Here is a 15,200-nt window from a genome sequence, read left to right on the forward strand (position 1 = left end):
TGCTACGGCTCGGTGAACCCGCCTCGCCCGTTCCCGCACCGGTCGCCGCTCTGCTGCTGGAGCACATAGCGAACCGCGACAACATGAACACCGCCACCAACCCCGCCTCCCGATGGCTCTTCCCGGGCCGCCGGGCAGGACAGCCAGCCCGCCCCGACCACCTGTCCGCGCTCCTGAACGAGGCCGGGATCCCGGCCTCCGCAGCACGTGGCGCCGCCATCCGCCAGCAGCTCCTCGAACTGCCCGCTCCCGTCGTTGCCGACGCTCTCGGCTACCACAACAAGACCACCAGCTGCCTCATCAGAGAGACCGGCGGGACATGGAGCCGATACGCCGCTGGCGATCACACAAGGTCACCGACAAGCCGGCCTCCTCGGGGAGCTGGCGACAGTTGACTACGAGAGCCCACAGCAGAAGGCCATTCTCTAGCGGAGACGGGCCAGCAAGTGGGCGTCCAGGAAGCCCCGCTCGGAGGCCGGGTCGTGGAGCAGCCGCGCGAATGTGGCGAACCCAGCCCCGGCCAGCAGCTCGGCGAAGCGGTCCGCCGGCCAGCTATAGGCGGGTGTCACCTTGTGGTCGAAGCGGACCGGCTCGGGCGCGTCGGTTCCGAAGAACGAGACCAGGAGAAGGCCCCCCGGCGCCAGGACACGCGCCTGCTCGGCGAGCAGCGCGGGTAGTTCCCCAGGAGGGGTGTGAATCATCGAGTAGTGGGCCAGCACGCCGCCGAGCGCGCCGTCCTCAACGGGGAGTTCCTCCATCCGGGCCTCATCGAACTTCAGCGCCGGATGGGCCCGCCGAGCGTGGTCGACCATGGCCGGAGAGAGGTCGAGCCCGAAGGCATCCAGTTCCAGGTCGTGCAGCATGGCCGTCAGATGTCCGGGCCCGCAGCCGACATCCGCCACCCGCGAATTCCCCGTCCCACGCACCAACTCGGCGAAGGTGCCGATCATGTTCCGTGCGAACGGCTGCGTCTCCAGTCGGTTAGCGAACATCGACGCATATAACTCGACGACCCCGTCGTAGGCCGTCCTGGTCTCGTCCTGGTGCTTCGCCACGGGAAGGACGTTAACACCCCCCATTCTCAGCTGTTCTCCGGCCCCGTGCCGAATCCTGCGCCGTCGTATCGGACTCGCTCGGCTACCAGGACAAGGCCATCACCCGGTGGCGCGACAAGCCGCTGGCGACCACAGTCAGTCACCAGCTGACTGGACTCCCCGGGGAACTGGCGACAGTTGATTAGGCGATCACACCAGTATCAGACCCCTGATCGTCAGCCTGCGGTGCGCTGCTCGACCCGAGCTCGGGTCTGGGCCAGGCGGTAGGACTCGGTGCCGGTCTCGATGATGTTCCCGCCGAAGGTGAGCCGGTCGACGATAGCCGCGCATAGCCGGGGGTCGGTGAAGGTCTTGGTCCAGCCGCCGAAGCTCTCGTTGGAAGCGATGGCGACGCTGGCTTTCTCTTCGCGCTCGGTTAGCACCTGGAAGAGGAGTTCGGCGCCGCGGCGGTCGAGTTCCATGTAGCCCAGCTCATCGATGCAGAGCAGGTCGACTCGGCCGTAGCGGGCGATGGTCTTGGACAGTTGCTTGTCGTCGGCGGCTTCGACCAGTTCGTTGACCAGCTTGGTGGCCAGGGTGTAGCGGACGCGGAAGCCCTTCATCGCAGCCTCGGTGCCCAGCGCGATGAGCAGGTGGGACTTGCCGGTGCCCGAGTCGCCGATGAGGCAGAGCGGCTGTCCTTTCTTCACCCATTCGCAGGCGGCGAGGGTGTGGATGACGGCGGGGTCAATGTGGGGGGTTCGCGTCGAAGTCGTACTCGCGTAGTGACTTGTCACGAGGGAAAGCGGCGGCCTTGATTCGGCGTTCGGAGCGGCGGCGCGCGCGGTCGTCGCATTCGGCCATCAGCAGTTCGGCCAAGAAGCCCAAATAGGTCATCTGCTCGCGGGTCGCGGTGTCGGCCAACTCGCCGAATTGACGGCGGATGGTCGGCAGCCGAAGCATCCGACAGGCCGAGTCCACGGCGGCCTGGGCGGCTTGCTCGGTCAATCCGCGGTGGCGGGGAAAGGTCATGAGGTGTCTCCCTGGGCGGACGGCTGCGCGGCGGGTCGGCGATGTCGCAGCAACTGGTCGTAGGCGGCCACCGAGGGCAGCGGCCGGTTATCGGGCGGCAGGTGTGCCAGGCGCCGCTCGGTCAGGAAGGTCACCGTCGCGCCGGTCGGTACTGAGCCGGATGCGGTGACGGGTTCGGTGCTGGTGCTGGTGGAGGAGTCAGAGTCGGCGGCTTTGCGAGCCTCCAAGGCGACGGCATCAGCGGTCAGCGCACCAGCCCGGATTGCGGTGGCTATCCCCGTGACGATGTGCTCGTGGGCCATGTGACGGGTCAGCAGGAGCACCTCGATCAAAGCGCGGGTGCCGGCCGCGTCGCCGTGGGCTTTGCAGGCAGCCGCCCACCATTCATCGTGGACGGGGGTGAACTTGCCCGCGGCGCGCGCCTGCTCCAAGACGGTGGCTCCCGGCAGGGCGCCAGGCTTGCGGATGAGGACCTCCAGGTAGTGGTCCAACTCCAGCCGGCTCGCGGCTTTCGCCAGGAGCCGTTCGTGCCGTGCGACCTCTTCCCGTCCGTCGTAGATGACCAGCTCTGAGGCGTGCAGCATGACCCGCACCCTGCGGCCGATCAGGCGGGCGGGCACCGAATACCGGTTGGTGCGCACGGTGATCTGGCTGTAGCGGTCCACCCGCGGCGTCAGCAGCAGCCCCGTCTCGAACGGCTCGGTGGGCAACATCTTGAGCAACGGGGCCTCGATGGCGAAGTACTCCCCGATGGTCCGGGCGCGGTTCCCAATCCGCCGTGTCTCGTCGGCCAGGTCCCAAGCGTCGATCAACGCGTTGAGCTCGGCCAGTGAGGCGACATCGGGGATCGGCACCATGTGGTTGCGGCGAAACCAGCCGATGTCGCCTTCCACTCCGCCCTTCTCGTGGGCGCCCTGCTTACCAGGCTGGCAGTAGAACGGCTCGATCCCGTAGTGGGAGCGGAAAGCCGTCCAGCGTGCGGTCTCCACCCGGGCACGGGAGAACCCCAGAACCTGAGCGACGGCGGCCTTGAGGTTGTCGTAGCGGACCTTGCCGAATGGCACCCCTCCCAGCACGCTGAAGGCGTGGACGTGTCCCTCGAAGAACGCTTCCTGGCCGCCGGAGGCGAACACGCGGTGCACGGCCTTGCCCGAATACGACAGCCGCAACGAGAACAGCACGCACTTGACCATCTCGTCGGCCAGTCGGATGGTCACCTCCCCGAAGTCGACCTCGGCCTCGGCGCCGGGCCGGTGCGACTGGGGCACGAACGCCTTGCTCGGGCCCCGGCCCGACTCGGTCCAGATCTCGGAACGGCGTTGCGCGACGTAGGCGCGAACCATCTGATACGACACTCCCACCGCGTGATGCTCGCTCACCAGCCGGTCGAAGATGCGCTTGGTGGTGTGACGCTGCTTGCGTGGCGCGTCCAGGTCCGCGCGCAGCATCTGATCGATCACGTTCTTGTAGGGGTCGATCTTGGACGTTCGCTGCGGCAGCTTCTTGCGTGGTTCAGGCCATGCCGAGGCCAACGCCTTCTGCACCGTGCGGAACCCGACGCCGTGCTTCGTTTGCAGTGCCCGGTTGGACATGCCAGTGCGAGCATCGCGGCGGATCGCCGCGTACAGCTCAACCTTCGACATGCGAGGCACGTGGGCTCCCTCACGGTGCGTAGCACCCTGATAGTCCCACCGCAACCACTTGGGTGCTGTCAAAACTCAGCAACACAGTCCGGCGGACTACACGACCGCTGTCACGGCCGGCCAACAAACGCTGTCGCAACTCAGGTATAGAGCCATAGCAGTCGGGGCAGAGCGGTTCCCCGAGGCGGGGATCCTCGGCGCTATGACGCTCGGTGCAGGACATGACGTGGCCGTGCAGACAGGTTTCCGCATCGCGCCGAGCGTGGCAGGGCAGGACCTTTCCGTCCCGCTCGCGACGGAGGTGCACCGCACCGAAGGAGGGAGCGGTCAGGGTGACGAGTTGGCAAGGGTGGGCGGTGACGGTTTCTGGGACGCCCTTGCCTCCGATCAGGCCAGCGCGGATGAGCTGGTAGGTGTCCGCGCGGTAGGTCTCGGCGCAGGATGGGCAGCGGGATGCGCGGCGGGTCTTGCAGGGGACGCGCAGGATGCCGTCGGGCTCATGAACGGTGCTATAGCGGTGCAGGAGTTGGCCTGTGGAGCGGTCGTAGTGCTCGACCTTGCCTCGTAGGTGGATCGGCTGGCGGCAGCCGCCGGTGCGTTTGATCTGGCCGACCCAGCGGTCGTACTGAGGGTGGTTGAGTCGGGTGATCATGCCCGTGATGGCGTGCGAAGTGGCCAGGTGTGCAGGCAAGATGGAATCCTCCTTTCACTCGTTGGGGTGGAGGGATGGCTCCCGACCTGGCGTGTGTCTTGGCGGATGTGCGGCCAGGCCGGGAGCGCTGACGGTCAGTCGAAGCCGAGTCCGTCACAGTCGGGGCAGGTGTCGGCGTTGGAGTCGACTCCGGTGCCCCCGCAGGTCCAGCACCGGTAGTGCTGCGGTAGCTGGTCGTCCATGGGGCTCACCTCCTTTCTTTGGGCGCGGTGGTGATGAAGATCCGCCAGTGGTGAGGTCGGGCTCGGTCTGGGTATGCGCGGGAGACGTTGGAGACGGTGAAGGTCTGGCGTAGCCGGAACAGGGCGTCGACGAGTTCAGGGCGAGTGCCGTCGAGGCGGATGCGCATGGTGTCTGCCTTCTGATCAGGTGGTGTCTTCCGGGTCGGTGTCAGGCAGGACGCAGCCGTAGTAGCTGTTGTCGGCGGCGTGCCGGGCACGGGCCTCAGCCGGGATGGCCACGGCGCGGTATTCGATGGGTCCGAAGAAGCGTGAGGTCGCGTAGTGGCCGTACGGGGTGTCGTCCTCGTCGATGGGTGCGTCGAGGCAGGCAGCGATCTTGTCTATCGCGGCGCGTAGCTCGTCATCGGTGTCGAGTTGCGGGAAGTGGTGGACGGCGCCCCACGTGGGGACGGGGATGTCCGTGTTGGTCTCCAGGAAGTCAGCCAGTTCGTAGAGGCCGGTAATAAAGGCGTCGCGGTGGTTGAACTGCATAGTGCGGATTCCCTTCTGGTCAAGCTGCCCGCATGGTGCGGAGCAGGTCGGACGCGAGTTGGTTGGAGACGCCGAGCCGGGCGCGGAGCGCGTCGGAGGTGATGGGCTTGCCATGGGCGGCCTGGTGTTCGGCTGCGACGCGGTGGGCGTAGTCGACGAGCACTTGGGATGGACCGGCGCTGCCGTCCTGAGCGGCCGGCTCTGTCGATATGGAACGTTCCATATCGACGGCTTCCGCTTCGGTCGGAATTGGGACAGGCGGAGTTACAGAAGCGCGGCGTTCGAGCATCGAGACCGCGATCAGGAACGCGCCTGCAGGTGTCGCCGCCGCAATCCAGCCCCAGACGCTTGGATCCGCTTGTTGCAGGTTGGCGGCCAGGGACAGGACGACGCCGCCTGCCAAGACGAGGACCGGCCAAGAGACAGGACCGCGTCGAGCGCGGCCCGTCTTCTTGTCGCGCTGGCGTTCGCGAGCGGCCATGACGCAGGTCAGGTCGACGCAGATGGCGATGGCCCAGGACATCCAGCCGGTTTGGCCGTGTTCGACGGCGGTGTCCCGGATGTGGGTGAACGATCCAGCGCCCGCAATGGCGGCCAACACCAGAACTGGGCCGGTGTCGAGCAACCACAAGCCATGGCGTCGCATCGTCGATCCCTCCTTCCGGGTCAGGCGTCGAGCAGTTCGGACGGGTCGTAGTCAGGCAGGTGAGCGGTGATCTCGTACCAGGGCGGAGCGAGGTGGGCGTAGGTACGGGCGGCATGTTCGGCGGTCGCCTCACGGACGTAGAAGGAGCGGGCGCGATACCACTGGCCGTCCTGGCCGGCGACGATCGCGACGCCGGGCGTTTCCGCGGCGATGGTTCGAGCCGACGCAAGAGCGGCCGGGTCGAGATCGCCGAGGGTCATGGTGGCGGTCTCGGGATCGTTGACCCGATGGCAGATGCGTCCCGAGCACTGGGCGCGTAGTGCTGTGACACCGGGACCGAGGTCGGAGCCGATGCGTTGGCCGCAGCAGAACAGGTAGATCCCGAAGGCTCGTCCGAGCTGCGCCACTCTCAGCAGCGCGGTCGAGGTCTTGGCGATCTCGTCCTTCTCGGACTTGTCGGCCATCAGATACAGCTCAGCCAGCTCGTCGACCAGGACCACGACGGGCACCGGGCGGAGTCCCGGGGGAAGCTGCCAGATGTTGCGGGCACCGGCCTGACGGCACAGCCCCATGCGGTCGACCATCAGGGCGACCAGGTCATCCAGCAACGTGACCGACTCGGTTCGTGAGGTGGCCAGGGCCGACAGCCGCGGGCTGTACGGCGTGAACTCGACCCCGCCCTTGAGATCGAAGCCAACCAGCGCCACCGACTGTGGCGCCAGGCCGACGATGAGGGCATTGGCCAGGTTCGACTTGCCCGACTGTGTCGCGCCAGCGTTCAGCCAGTGCGGCACCGCACGGAAGTCGATCGTCCAAGGCCGCCCGGTCTCGAGCCGCCCAACAGTCACCTTCAACAGCTCCGGACTGGCCGGAATCTCGTCGATCTTGACCAGCGGGTCGCGGCGGGTTGCCATCAGGACGACGCGACCGGGCCGCGGGGATGAGACGCGCACGGCGTGCACTCCCCACGAATGCGCGAGCCGTTCTGCAGCCTCGGCATAGTCGCCGGGCACCTGTCCCTCCAGCGTCCACAGCGTGACGCGCCAGCCGTACTGAGTAGGCCGCGGCAGCCACATGAAGGGCTTGGTGTCGACCGCCACGCGCTGGAAACGCCGGCGAACCCTGACCAGACCGGTGGAGGTCACCGCGCCAGGCGCGACGGTGAACCACCAGCGTTGCCGCTTCTTGGTGAGCCCGCACCCCAGCGCCACCCGCCTCCAGGACGCCCGGGCGCTGAGCGCCGTCAGCGGAGAGGCGACCACGAGCCAGAAGGAGGCGGGATGGCCGCGGCGCCAGGCCCACAGTCCCACCCCGATCAGGGGAAGGACTGTGAGCACCAGGCCCAGGCTGTCAGACACGTTCGTCTCCACCCGGTACGGCGGAGACATCGACGATGTCGGTGGCCTTGTAGCTGATCCCCCAGCGCTGCTGGCCGCCCTGGGAGATCTCCCAGACGTAGCCGACCATGCCCTTGGGGACGACGTTCTGTCCCTGAGCGATGGCCGGTTCGCCCGCGATGTTGACCCGGACCAACTCGATCCGGCCGAACTCGTCCTCGGCGATAAGGATCACCTCGTAGATGGTCTGGCCGTTCTTGTCGGTCTTGATCTCGCCCGTGTCCTGGTTGGCCAGTCGCGGACGAGGGGCCTTGGCGCAGGTGAAGCGGAGTCGGTGGACGTCTACAGGAATCGGGATCGTACGCATGGACTGTGTCCTCCTTATTCGTCGTAGCCAACATAGTTAACCTAGTTGGCTCAGTTGTCAATGTTGGCGTGGCCAACTTGGTGTGGTGAGATGGTCCGGATGGTCAAGCACACCGGGCGGGCCGGCTATCTCCAGATCGCCGACGATCTGCGCGCGCAGATCCGCGGCGGCTCTCTCGCGCCCGGAACTCCCCTGCCGTCCACGGCCCGGCTCGCCGAGCAGTACGACGCGTCGCTGTCGGTGGTGAAGATGGCCGTCGGTATCCTGCGCAACGAGGGCCTGGTCATCGGGCAGCAGGGAAAGGGCGTGTTCGTCAGCGATCCCGAGGACGCCGCAGCGGCCGAGGATCTGGCGAGCAAGGTGGCGGAGCTGCGCTCCGCCGTACAGGAGATGTCGGTGCGACTGGCACGGGTTGAGGAGCAGTTGGCTACGTCCAAGAAACCCCGTTCCGGACGTAGCACCCCGTAACCTTCCTGGCGAGTGCCGCCGACGCCCCAGCAGGACGTTGGCGGAGGCTCAGCGCCTTGTCCTCACGGCGGATGCCGATCAGAACGACGGCGTAACCCACGAGCAGCGTCGCCCCCAGGACCAGGGCGATGATCAGTGCGATCACGTCCACGTCACCCCCGCCATAGCCTCGCGGCGGGACCTGCGCGGAGGGCGGCGGGTTTCGCCGCGACGTCGGCCATCCCGACGCTTGGCGGCCTGCCTCTTGATCCAGCGGTCACGGGCCCGGCACTTCTGACAGCGGTCCTGGCCCTGCAGGAGGAGTGCGCGGCACTCGCACGTGGGGTCGGGGTAGATCTCGTCGGTCATGTGATCACCTGTCCTTTCGGTCGGGGTCGGCGTTGCCTTGCGATACCGAGAATGCGACGGAGAGTGAGGACGAGATCACTACACGACGGGACATGTTCAAGACGTCCGGCCTACGATGTGCAGGTCCCCGGACGTCCCTCCTGGCAGGTGAGATGGCTAACGAGAGGTTGCGCGCGACTCTTCTTCAGCGCGGCGTGAGCATCACCCAGCTCGCCGAGGCGATCGCCGTCGATCCGAAAACAGTCGAACGGTGGGTGACGAAGGGGCGCCCGCCGTACCGAAAGCACCGTTATGCGGTGGCTTCGTACCTCGATACAGAGGAGACGTACCTGTGGCCCGAGGCCCTGACCCGTGACCAGGTCGCCTCAGCCTCGGAGAGCGAGATCGTCACCGTCTACCCGCACCGCTGGGCCGTACCGAGGGACGTGTGGGGACGACTGTTCTCCGGCGCGTCCGAAGAGATCGGCGTGCTGGTCTACAGCGGCTTGTTCCTCGCCGATGACGCAGGCATGGTGCGCATGTTCGGCGAGAAGGCCGACGCCGGGGTGCGGGTCCGGATCCTCCTGGGAGATCCGGAATGCGCCGAGGTTGCGCAGCGTGGCGCGGACGAGGGCATCGGGGACGGCATGTCCTTCAAGATTCGCAACGTCCTCGTGCTCTACAGGTCGTTGATCGGGCGGGAGAACGTGGAGTTCCGCCTCCATGCGACCGTGCTCTACAACTCGATCTACCGCGCCGACGACCAGTTCCTCGTCAACACTCATGTGTACGGCGTGCCCGCTGGCAATGCTCCGGTCTTCCACCTGCGAAAGGTGATCGGCGGAGACATGGTCACCACCTACTCCGACAGTTTCGAACGCGTCTGGGATGGCGCCCGACCGATAGGGTCCTGAACCGTGGCCAAGCGGATCGACTACTACGACGACCCCGACGCCCCAGCCCCCAACAGCCTGGTGCCGTCCGTGAACGTCGTCGTCACCAACGCCGGAGGCGACGTGCTGATGATCCGCCGTACCGACAACGACAACTGGGCGGTTCCTGGAGGGGCCATCGACCTGGGCGAGTCGATCCCTCAAGCCGCCATTCGGGAGACGCTCGAAGAGACCGGCATCGTGTGCGAGATCACCGGCCTGGTCGGCACCTACAGCGACCCGCGGCACGTGATCCTCTACACCTCCAACGGTGAGGCTCGTCAGGAGTTCTCCATCGTGCTGCGGGGCCAGGCCGTCAGCGGGGAGCCGACCCCCAGCGACGAATCTCGCGAGGTCATCTGGGTGCCGCGAGAGCAGCTCGCATCTCTGCACATGGACCGTTCGATGCGGATGCGGATCGACCACTACCTCGCCGACGCCACACGGCCCCACATCGGCTGACTTCTCGAACCCATCGGGGGCAAGCGTCCGGTCGCGAGTCTCAGCAACACGCCCGCTTGAGGTGGCCGAGCAGCGTGTGCAGCGATAAATCGCCTCATAAGCTGTCGGCGTGGGATTATCTGATCTTCGTCGCGAAATGATCCTCGCCGCCATCGTTGAGTACGACGCTATGGGCCGGGACGCCTTCCTGAACACCTACGGGTATCGGCCTGCGCGCGGCTACTTCCTGGTGCATGAGGGCCGACGGTACGACTCCAAGGCCATCGCCGGAGTAGCCCACCGAGGAGTCACCGGCCGGCCGCTCCTCGCACAGGGCTTCTCTGGCGGCAGGGAGACCGTGGCACGCCAGCTCATCCGTCTTGGATTCGAGGTCACCGCTCCCGGGCTGACGATCGGTGAGCACACGATCGAGAACCTGCTCCTGAAGATCAACTCCCTTCGCACGGACCAATCCAGGCTCACCGGCCAGCCTCGCCGACATCAGCCGTTGACGCTGCTGTGGGCGCTCGGACGGGCTGCACAGGGCGAACCACGCCTGGAGAGCTGGCAGCAGACCAGCGCCGAACTCTCCTCGCTCATAAGCACGTTCGGCCATGCCGACGACCGACCGAACCCCGAGTTCCCCATCCTCCGGTTGTTCCACGACGGTCTCTGGGAGCTCGACGAGCCCGACGTTCCGCCCGCCAGCACCAGCACCGCCCAGCGATGGATGCGCGACCACGCCCCCACGAGTGGTCTGCGACCGTGGGCCCACACCATCGTCACCCAGAACGCCGACGTGCGTGCACAGATCGTGTTGCGGCTCCTGGAGAAGTACTTCCAGGGCGACGATCACGAAGCGCTTCTTACCGCAGTCGGCCTGGCGAGCGTTCCTGGCGCCAATGTGCCCTTGATTGAAGACTCGCCGGCACCGCAGCGCCGTCAGTCCACCATCATGCGCGTGATCCGCGACTCAGCCCTCGCGCAGCAGATCAAGGACCTCCATGGACACCACTGCCAGATCTGCGGCCAGCGGCTCCAACTTCCCAACGGCTCCTACGCCGAAGGCGCCCACATCCGCCCAGTCGGCACACCACACAACGGCCCCGACGAGCCGGGAAACCTCCTCTGCCTGTGCCCCAGCGATCACGTTCTGTTCGACCGGGGAGGTTTCACCCTCACGGACGATCTCCAGGTCTTCGATGAGATCGCCGGCCAGATCAGAGGCAGTCTCCGCCTGGCCCCGCAACACACGATCAACATCGCGAACGTCGCCTACCACCGGCAGGTGGTTCGCCAGAGCTAACCGCTCTGGGCCAACCGCCCCTCGATCTCCCGTACCGCCGCGACTATGCAAGGCGTAGACGCGGTGATCGATCGAGACACGAGATGCTCCGGCCCGTAGCGGGAATGAATCTCGGCGAGCCGTTCGGTCACGTCGAGATGCACTCCATCCGGGCCGGTGGTCATGTCGCAGTAGGTCAGCGCCTGCACGAGCAGAGGCCGTTCTTCGTCGAACTCCACCGTGAGCTGTGTGAACAGCGACCGTTCGAGCGCCTCGTTCACAGCACAGGAGTGATGGGCGACAAGGCGGCAGATGGTGTCGTCGGCCTGGTGGACGTCGCGTAGGTAACGCGCACCGTCGAGGGGATGGAACCCGGTGTCGACAAGATTCGGGGCGTACCCGATGTCGTGCAGGTAGGCGGCGGCGGTCAGGGGGTCGGCCTCGTCACCGAGGACAGGTGCCAGCGACATGGCCCGTGCAGCAACGCCTCGCGTGTGCGCCCAACGCCGCGGAAGCGTCGTCTCCAGCAGGTCTTTGGCGAGGTCATAAGCCCATTCAGCTTGTCCCACACTGCCCACGATAAGCACGAGGTGCCAGGATCGATCCAGTGCACGCGCAAGGACGTCCCAGGACGTCTCATCTCCGCACGTAACGCCCTCTCCCGTGCTCAGCCACAATGAGGCCCTCCTTTTCGAGCAGGGCGAGTGCCTGCCGAACCGTGCTGCGCGAGACTTCGTGACGCCGCCGCAACTGTGACTCGCTGGGCAGAGCACTACCAGGCGCCAGGTCGCCACGCTCGATCTCCCCACGCAGCTCGCGGGCGATCGTCTGATACAGATACAGATCCTCAGCCGGCGCTTCGCCACCCAGCACCAGCCGCCCCTTGGCCGGGATCGTAAGGATCAACCCCTCGGCCTCCAGCACGGCCATCGCTCGACGCACGGTGTTGCGCGCGACCCCGAACTCTCTACACAGCGCCGCCTCGGACGGCATCAGCGAACCCACCGGATACAAGCTCATCTCGATCCTCTCTCGTAGCCGGTCGACGATCTGAGTGAAGACCCGCCAACCGGTCAGCCAGGTGGTCACGGTTGATACAGGCCTCAGACTCGGTACGCGTCAGCGATCGTGTGGAGACTGAAAGCCAGTTCCCCCTGGTCCCCCTCCCGCCAGCCCGCCTCGGCGGCTCGCTGAACCCGGTCGACTGCCCGGAGAAGCTGCAAGCAGGAGATCCGTTCGTTCGGCTCATCGCCCCAGTAGAACCAGCGGAACTGTAGATGGACGTAGATCCGTCGCGGTCGGCCTTCGACGTCGAGTACCTCCACCGCAGGCCGGCCACCGTCCTCAATGAGGAAGGACGCGGGCGTACCGCGCTCCCCCAGCTCGTTGCGCAGCGCCGCGAGCAACATCTCTTGGCATGCCCGCTGCCGCTCCTCGATGCCTTGTGCCACCGTTCCGTCCTTCTCCGTCACGTTGCGTCTACATCGAGGTTCGCGCGTAACCGGGAACCTTTGCACCGCAACTCGGGGACGTCTAGGGACGTCTCGTGTTAGCTTCCCTGGCATAACGCCTGGTCCTGCAGGAGGTACACCACATGAACGACAACCTGCGCCACGCCATGAACACCGCCCGCCTCCAGCCCGTGGACGTCGCCGCACGCCTCTCCGTGGACCCCAAGACTGTCAGCCGCTGGCTCAAGGGCCGTACTCCCCACCCACGCCACCGCTGGGCCGTCGCCGACCTCCTTCAAGTGGACGAAGCCGATCTATGGCCTGGCCCCGCTCAGGGGCACCGTGCACTGACCGACGAAGTGCAGACCATCTATCCGCACCGCTGGGCCGTCCCACGGGCCGCCTGGAGTGTCCTCTTCCAGTCAGCGAAGCGGGAGATCGGCATCCTTACGTACAGCGGCCTGTTCCTGGCCGAAGACAACGGCATCATTCGCCTCCTCGCCCAACAAGCTCGCGCCGGCGTAACCGTACGCATCCTCCTGGGCGACCCTGACGCAGCTCAGATCGCAACCCGCGGCGTTGAGGAAGGCATTGGTCCCGACCTCATGGGAGCGCGCATGAGGACTGCCCTCCCCCTGTACGGAGCCCTCAGCCACGAGGACGGAGTCGAGATCCGGCTACACCAGACTGTGCTCTACAACTCGATCTACCGGGCGGACGAAAATCTACTCGTGAACGCGCATGTCTACGGCGCTCCAGCAGCCGATGCGCCCGTTGTACACCTGCTGGCCGCCGAGCCATCCGGAGCAGCAGCTACGTACATGGCGAGCTTCGAAGACGTATGGGCAACGGCAAAGGTAAGCACGCTCTCAGGCTGAGGCAGCGCAGCGACCGGTGATGATCACCAGCATCTCGACCAAGATCAGAAAGCCAAATATCTACACGTCATCAAGGCGGCCCGCCTGCGGCGGCCCGCGGCACGTGGCCGACCAGCCGACCGCGCTGCGGCTCTTCGGCCGGTCGCGGTCGGCGCCGCCGACGGACACCATCGCTGGCGAAGCCTCTCACCAGCAGGTCGAGCCAGCCGAGACGCATTATGTCGACGGTGACAGCCGAAGACCCCGGAGCTCCGCCCCGAACCCTGGCCCTCCTCAGAGATGAGCGACACGGGCTGAGGTGGAAAGCGGTCATTTCCTCGCCGGTGCCCCAAGGAGCTGCCGGACCAGCCGCGAGCATGAAGCCGTCGCGTGCGGGCAGACGCTCAGCGCGCGTAGAGTCACCGGGAACATAGACATACGACCGGCCGCTTGACCCAGGACGTGTGGTCCGGCATGGCAGAGCCTGCCCGACGAGGAGATGACCGCCGCCATCCGATGTCAACCTCGGTCCTTGTGGACGCCAAGATGGATCCAAGCCAGTATGTGACTCTCATCTGCTCAGCTGCTAGAAGACCGTAGAGTTGTCCTGCTGGCGTGAGGACCTTTGGAAGGAGGCTCAGCATGTATGTATCGAAGCTTGTCATCCAAGGGATACGTGGGTTTTCCGGGCCGCGAGAGGTAAGCCTGAACTTTATCCGGCCCGATGGGTCATATCGGGGATGGACTGTCCTTGCAGGTCGGAACGGCTCTGGTAAGACGACAATACTGCAAGCAATCGCACTCGGGATCGTTGGAGATTTCTTTGTGCGCGACCTGGGAAGCTGGGGGAGTGCTCCAGCAGGCGAAATTTCCCGAATTTGCGTTACAGTCATCCAGGATCCGGAGTTTGACGGTGGATTGGATTTCGGGCCTCAACAATTTGAGTTGCGATGGAATGATGCTGAAGACCAATTCAATCCTCCGAGTTGGACAAGTAAGAGTCGAGGACCGCGCACTCCGAGGTTCGGCCCAGGAGAAGGATGGTTCTTTGCGGGGTATGGACCATTCCGCCGCCTATCACCAGTAGCGCTTGGCCGTGTGGAACAGTCGCGTTCTGCAATGTATGCGGGGCTACGAACGCTCTTTAACCAGGATGTCAGCCTTGTTGAGGGCGTAAGCTGGCTGATTGAACAGCATCTATATGCGCTGGAGGATCGTCCAGGAGCGGCCGAGCTTCTCGACGTTGTTCTCACACTTCTGGCAGACGGAATGCTTCCCGATGGACACAAGGTTTCCCGTGTCGACTCTAAAGGCCTATGGCTAACGAAAGATGATAGCGACGAACTTCCCCTGCGCCAAATGAGTGAGGGCTATAGGACAGTCACCGCTCTCGCGGTCGACATTATTCGGCAGATGCATCTCGCTTACGGTAGCCTGCGAATTACTCGCGATGGCGCTACGCCGACTCTGGCCTACCCCGGGGTTGTTCTGGTTGACGAGATCGAAAATCACCTTCATGTCGGCTGGCAAAAGAAGATCGGCGAGTGGCTGAAGGCGCACTTCCCTCTTGTGCAGTTCGTTGTGACAACCCATAGTCCGTACATCTGCCAAAGCGCAGACCCCAGTGGCCTAATTGCTCTTCCAGGACCAAATGAGCTTAAAGCCCCTCATATTGTCGATCAGGAACTCTATGAGCGTGTAGTCTACGGCAGTGGCGACGATGCGATTCTAACTGAACTTTTTGGTGTCGATAGTCCCTATTCCAGGCACGCAGAAGATCTTAGGCGTACCCTTGGGGATCTAGAGGAAAAAGTCCTCACCGGAACCGCATCGGAAGCTGAGATTGCGGAGTACCGGAAGCTGGGCGAGATACTTGAGAGTTCGCTCTCTGCTCGCGTTGACGAAATCTCTTCGCGCTTTGGGAGACAGGATTGATCCGAATCGCTCGTGTAGAT

The 15,200-nt window shown here is 65.1% G+C and carries 19 protein-coding genes; 7 read left to right on the forward strand and 12 right to left on the reverse strand.

Annotated elements, in window-relative coordinates; translation table 11 throughout:
• The coding region (locus ACZ6S0_RS51355) for a hypothetical protein (RefSeq protein WP_465928201.1) at positions 1–395 on the forward strand (395 nt) is incomplete at its 5' end.
• A gap of 30 nt (positions 396–425) precedes the next feature.
• Here ACZ6S0_RS51355 and ACZ6S0_RS51360 read toward each other — a convergent pair.
• From ACZ6S0_RS51360 to ACZ6S0_RS51400, 9 genes are all read right to left on the reverse strand, one after another.
• Complete coding sequence (locus ACZ6S0_RS51360) at positions 426–1,055, reverse strand: class I SAM-dependent methyltransferase (protein ID WP_139635863.1); 630 nt, start codon at positions 1,053–1,055, stop codon at positions 426–428.
• Between the two features lie 215 nt (positions 1,056–1,270).
• The gene (locus ACZ6S0_RS51365; protein ID WP_465928203.1) at positions 1,271–1,744 is read right to left on the reverse strand and encodes an ATP-binding protein; all 474 of its coding nucleotides are present in this window, start codon (positions 1,742–1,744) and stop codon (positions 1,271–1,273) included.
• Positions 1,745–1,781: 37 nt separating this feature from the next.
• Positions 1,782–2,066, reverse strand: coding sequence for an ATP-binding protein (locus tag ACZ6S0_RS51370; RefSeq protein WP_465928205.1), 285 nt, complete (start codon positions 2,064–2,066; stop codon positions 1,782–1,784).
• Positions 2,063–3,709, reverse strand: coding sequence for an IS21 family transposase (istA, locus tag ACZ6S0_RS51375; RefSeq protein WP_465928207.1), 1,647 nt, complete (start codon positions 3,707–3,709; stop codon positions 2,063–2,065). Before istA ends, ACZ6S0_RS51370 begins: the two co-directional genes overlap by 4 nt.
• A 19-nt stretch (positions 3,710–3,728) precedes the next feature.
• On the reverse strand, positions 3,729–4,400 hold the full coding sequence (locus ACZ6S0_RS51380) for a replication initiator (RefSeq protein WP_465928209.1): 672 nt from the start codon (positions 4,398–4,400) through the stop codon (positions 3,729–3,731).
• Positions 4,401–4,786: 386 nt separating this feature from the next.
• Entirely contained in the window at positions 4,787–5,134 is a 348-nt protein-coding gene (locus tag ACZ6S0_RS51385) for a hypothetical protein (protein ID WP_465928211.1), read from the reverse strand.
• A 19-nt stretch (positions 5,135–5,153) separates the two neighbouring features.
• Entirely contained in the window at positions 5,154–5,780 is a 627-nt protein-coding gene (locus ACZ6S0_RS51390) for a DUF2637 domain-containing protein (protein WP_465928213.1), read from the reverse strand.
• A gap of 20 nt (positions 5,781–5,800) precedes the next feature.
• Positions 5,801–6,991, reverse strand: a complete 1,191-nt coding sequence (locus ACZ6S0_RS51395; RefSeq protein ID WP_465928215.1) for an FtsK/SpoIIIE domain-containing protein — start codon at positions 6,989–6,991, stop codon at positions 5,801–5,803.
• Positions 6,992–7,130: 139 nt separating this feature from the next.
• Entirely contained in the window at positions 7,131–7,484 is a 354-nt protein-coding gene (locus tag ACZ6S0_RS51400) for an SCO3933 family regulatory protein (protein WP_465928217.1), read from the reverse strand.
• A 99-nt stretch (positions 7,485–7,583) separates the two neighbouring features.
• On the opposite strand from ACZ6S0_RS51400, the gene ACZ6S0_RS51405 reads away from it, so the two are divergent.
• From ACZ6S0_RS51405 to ACZ6S0_RS51420, 4 genes are all read left to right on the forward strand, one after another.
• Positions 7,584–7,952, forward strand: a complete 369-nt coding sequence (locus ACZ6S0_RS51405) for a winged helix-turn-helix domain-containing protein (RefSeq protein ID WP_366310062.1) — start codon at positions 7,584–7,586, stop codon at positions 7,950–7,952.
• Between the two features lie 500 nt (positions 7,953–8,452).
• On the forward strand, positions 8,453–9,193 hold the full coding sequence (locus ACZ6S0_RS51410; RefSeq protein WP_366310064.1) for a helix-turn-helix domain-containing protein: 741 nt from the start codon (positions 8,453–8,455) through the stop codon (positions 9,191–9,193).
• A 3-nt stretch (positions 9,194–9,196) separates the two neighbouring features.
• On the forward strand, positions 9,197–9,673 hold the full coding sequence (locus ACZ6S0_RS51415) for an NUDIX hydrolase (protein ID WP_465928219.1): 477 nt from the start codon (positions 9,197–9,199) through the stop codon (positions 9,671–9,673).
• Positions 9,674–9,782: 109 nt separating this feature from the next.
• Positions 9,783–10,958: an HNH endonuclease gene (locus ACZ6S0_RS51420; RefSeq protein WP_465928221.1), complete on the forward strand. Its 1,176-nt coding sequence runs from the start codon at positions 9,783–9,785 to the stop codon at positions 10,956–10,958.
• Here ACZ6S0_RS51420 and ACZ6S0_RS51425 read toward each other — a convergent pair.
• The 3 genes from ACZ6S0_RS51425 to ACZ6S0_RS51435 form a co-directional block, all read right to left on the reverse strand.
• A complete protein-coding gene (locus tag ACZ6S0_RS51425; protein ID WP_465928223.1) occupies positions 10,955–11,506 on the reverse strand; it encodes an HD domain-containing protein in 552 nt (183 codons plus the stop codon). The genes ACZ6S0_RS51420 and ACZ6S0_RS51425 overlap by 4 nt on opposite strands.
• Before the next feature lie 67 nt (positions 11,507–11,573).
• Complete coding sequence (locus tag ACZ6S0_RS51430; RefSeq protein ID WP_366310072.1) at positions 11,574–12,026, reverse strand: GntR family transcriptional regulator; 453 nt, start codon at positions 12,024–12,026, stop codon at positions 11,574–11,576.
• 14 nt (positions 12,027–12,040) lie between these two features.
• Positions 12,041–12,409, reverse strand: a complete 369-nt coding sequence (locus ACZ6S0_RS51435) for a hypothetical protein (RefSeq protein ID WP_465928225.1) — start codon at positions 12,407–12,409, stop codon at positions 12,041–12,043.
• Positions 12,410–12,531: 122 nt separating this feature from the next.
• On the opposite strand from ACZ6S0_RS51435, the gene ACZ6S0_RS51440 reads away from it, so the two are divergent.
• The gene (locus ACZ6S0_RS51440; RefSeq protein WP_465928227.1) at positions 12,532–13,266 is read left to right on the forward strand and encodes an XRE family transcriptional regulator; all 735 of its coding nucleotides are present in this window, start codon (positions 12,532–12,534) and stop codon (positions 13,264–13,266) included.
• Between the two features lie 621 nt (positions 13,267–13,887).
• Complete coding sequence (locus tag ACZ6S0_RS51445) at positions 13,888–15,180, forward strand: AAA family ATPase (protein WP_465928229.1); 1,293 nt, start codon at positions 13,888–13,890, stop codon at positions 15,178–15,180.
• The last annotated feature ends 20 nt before the right edge of the window (positions 15,181–15,200 follow it).

The organism is Nonomuraea sp. NPDC051298 (assembly GCF_055586305.1).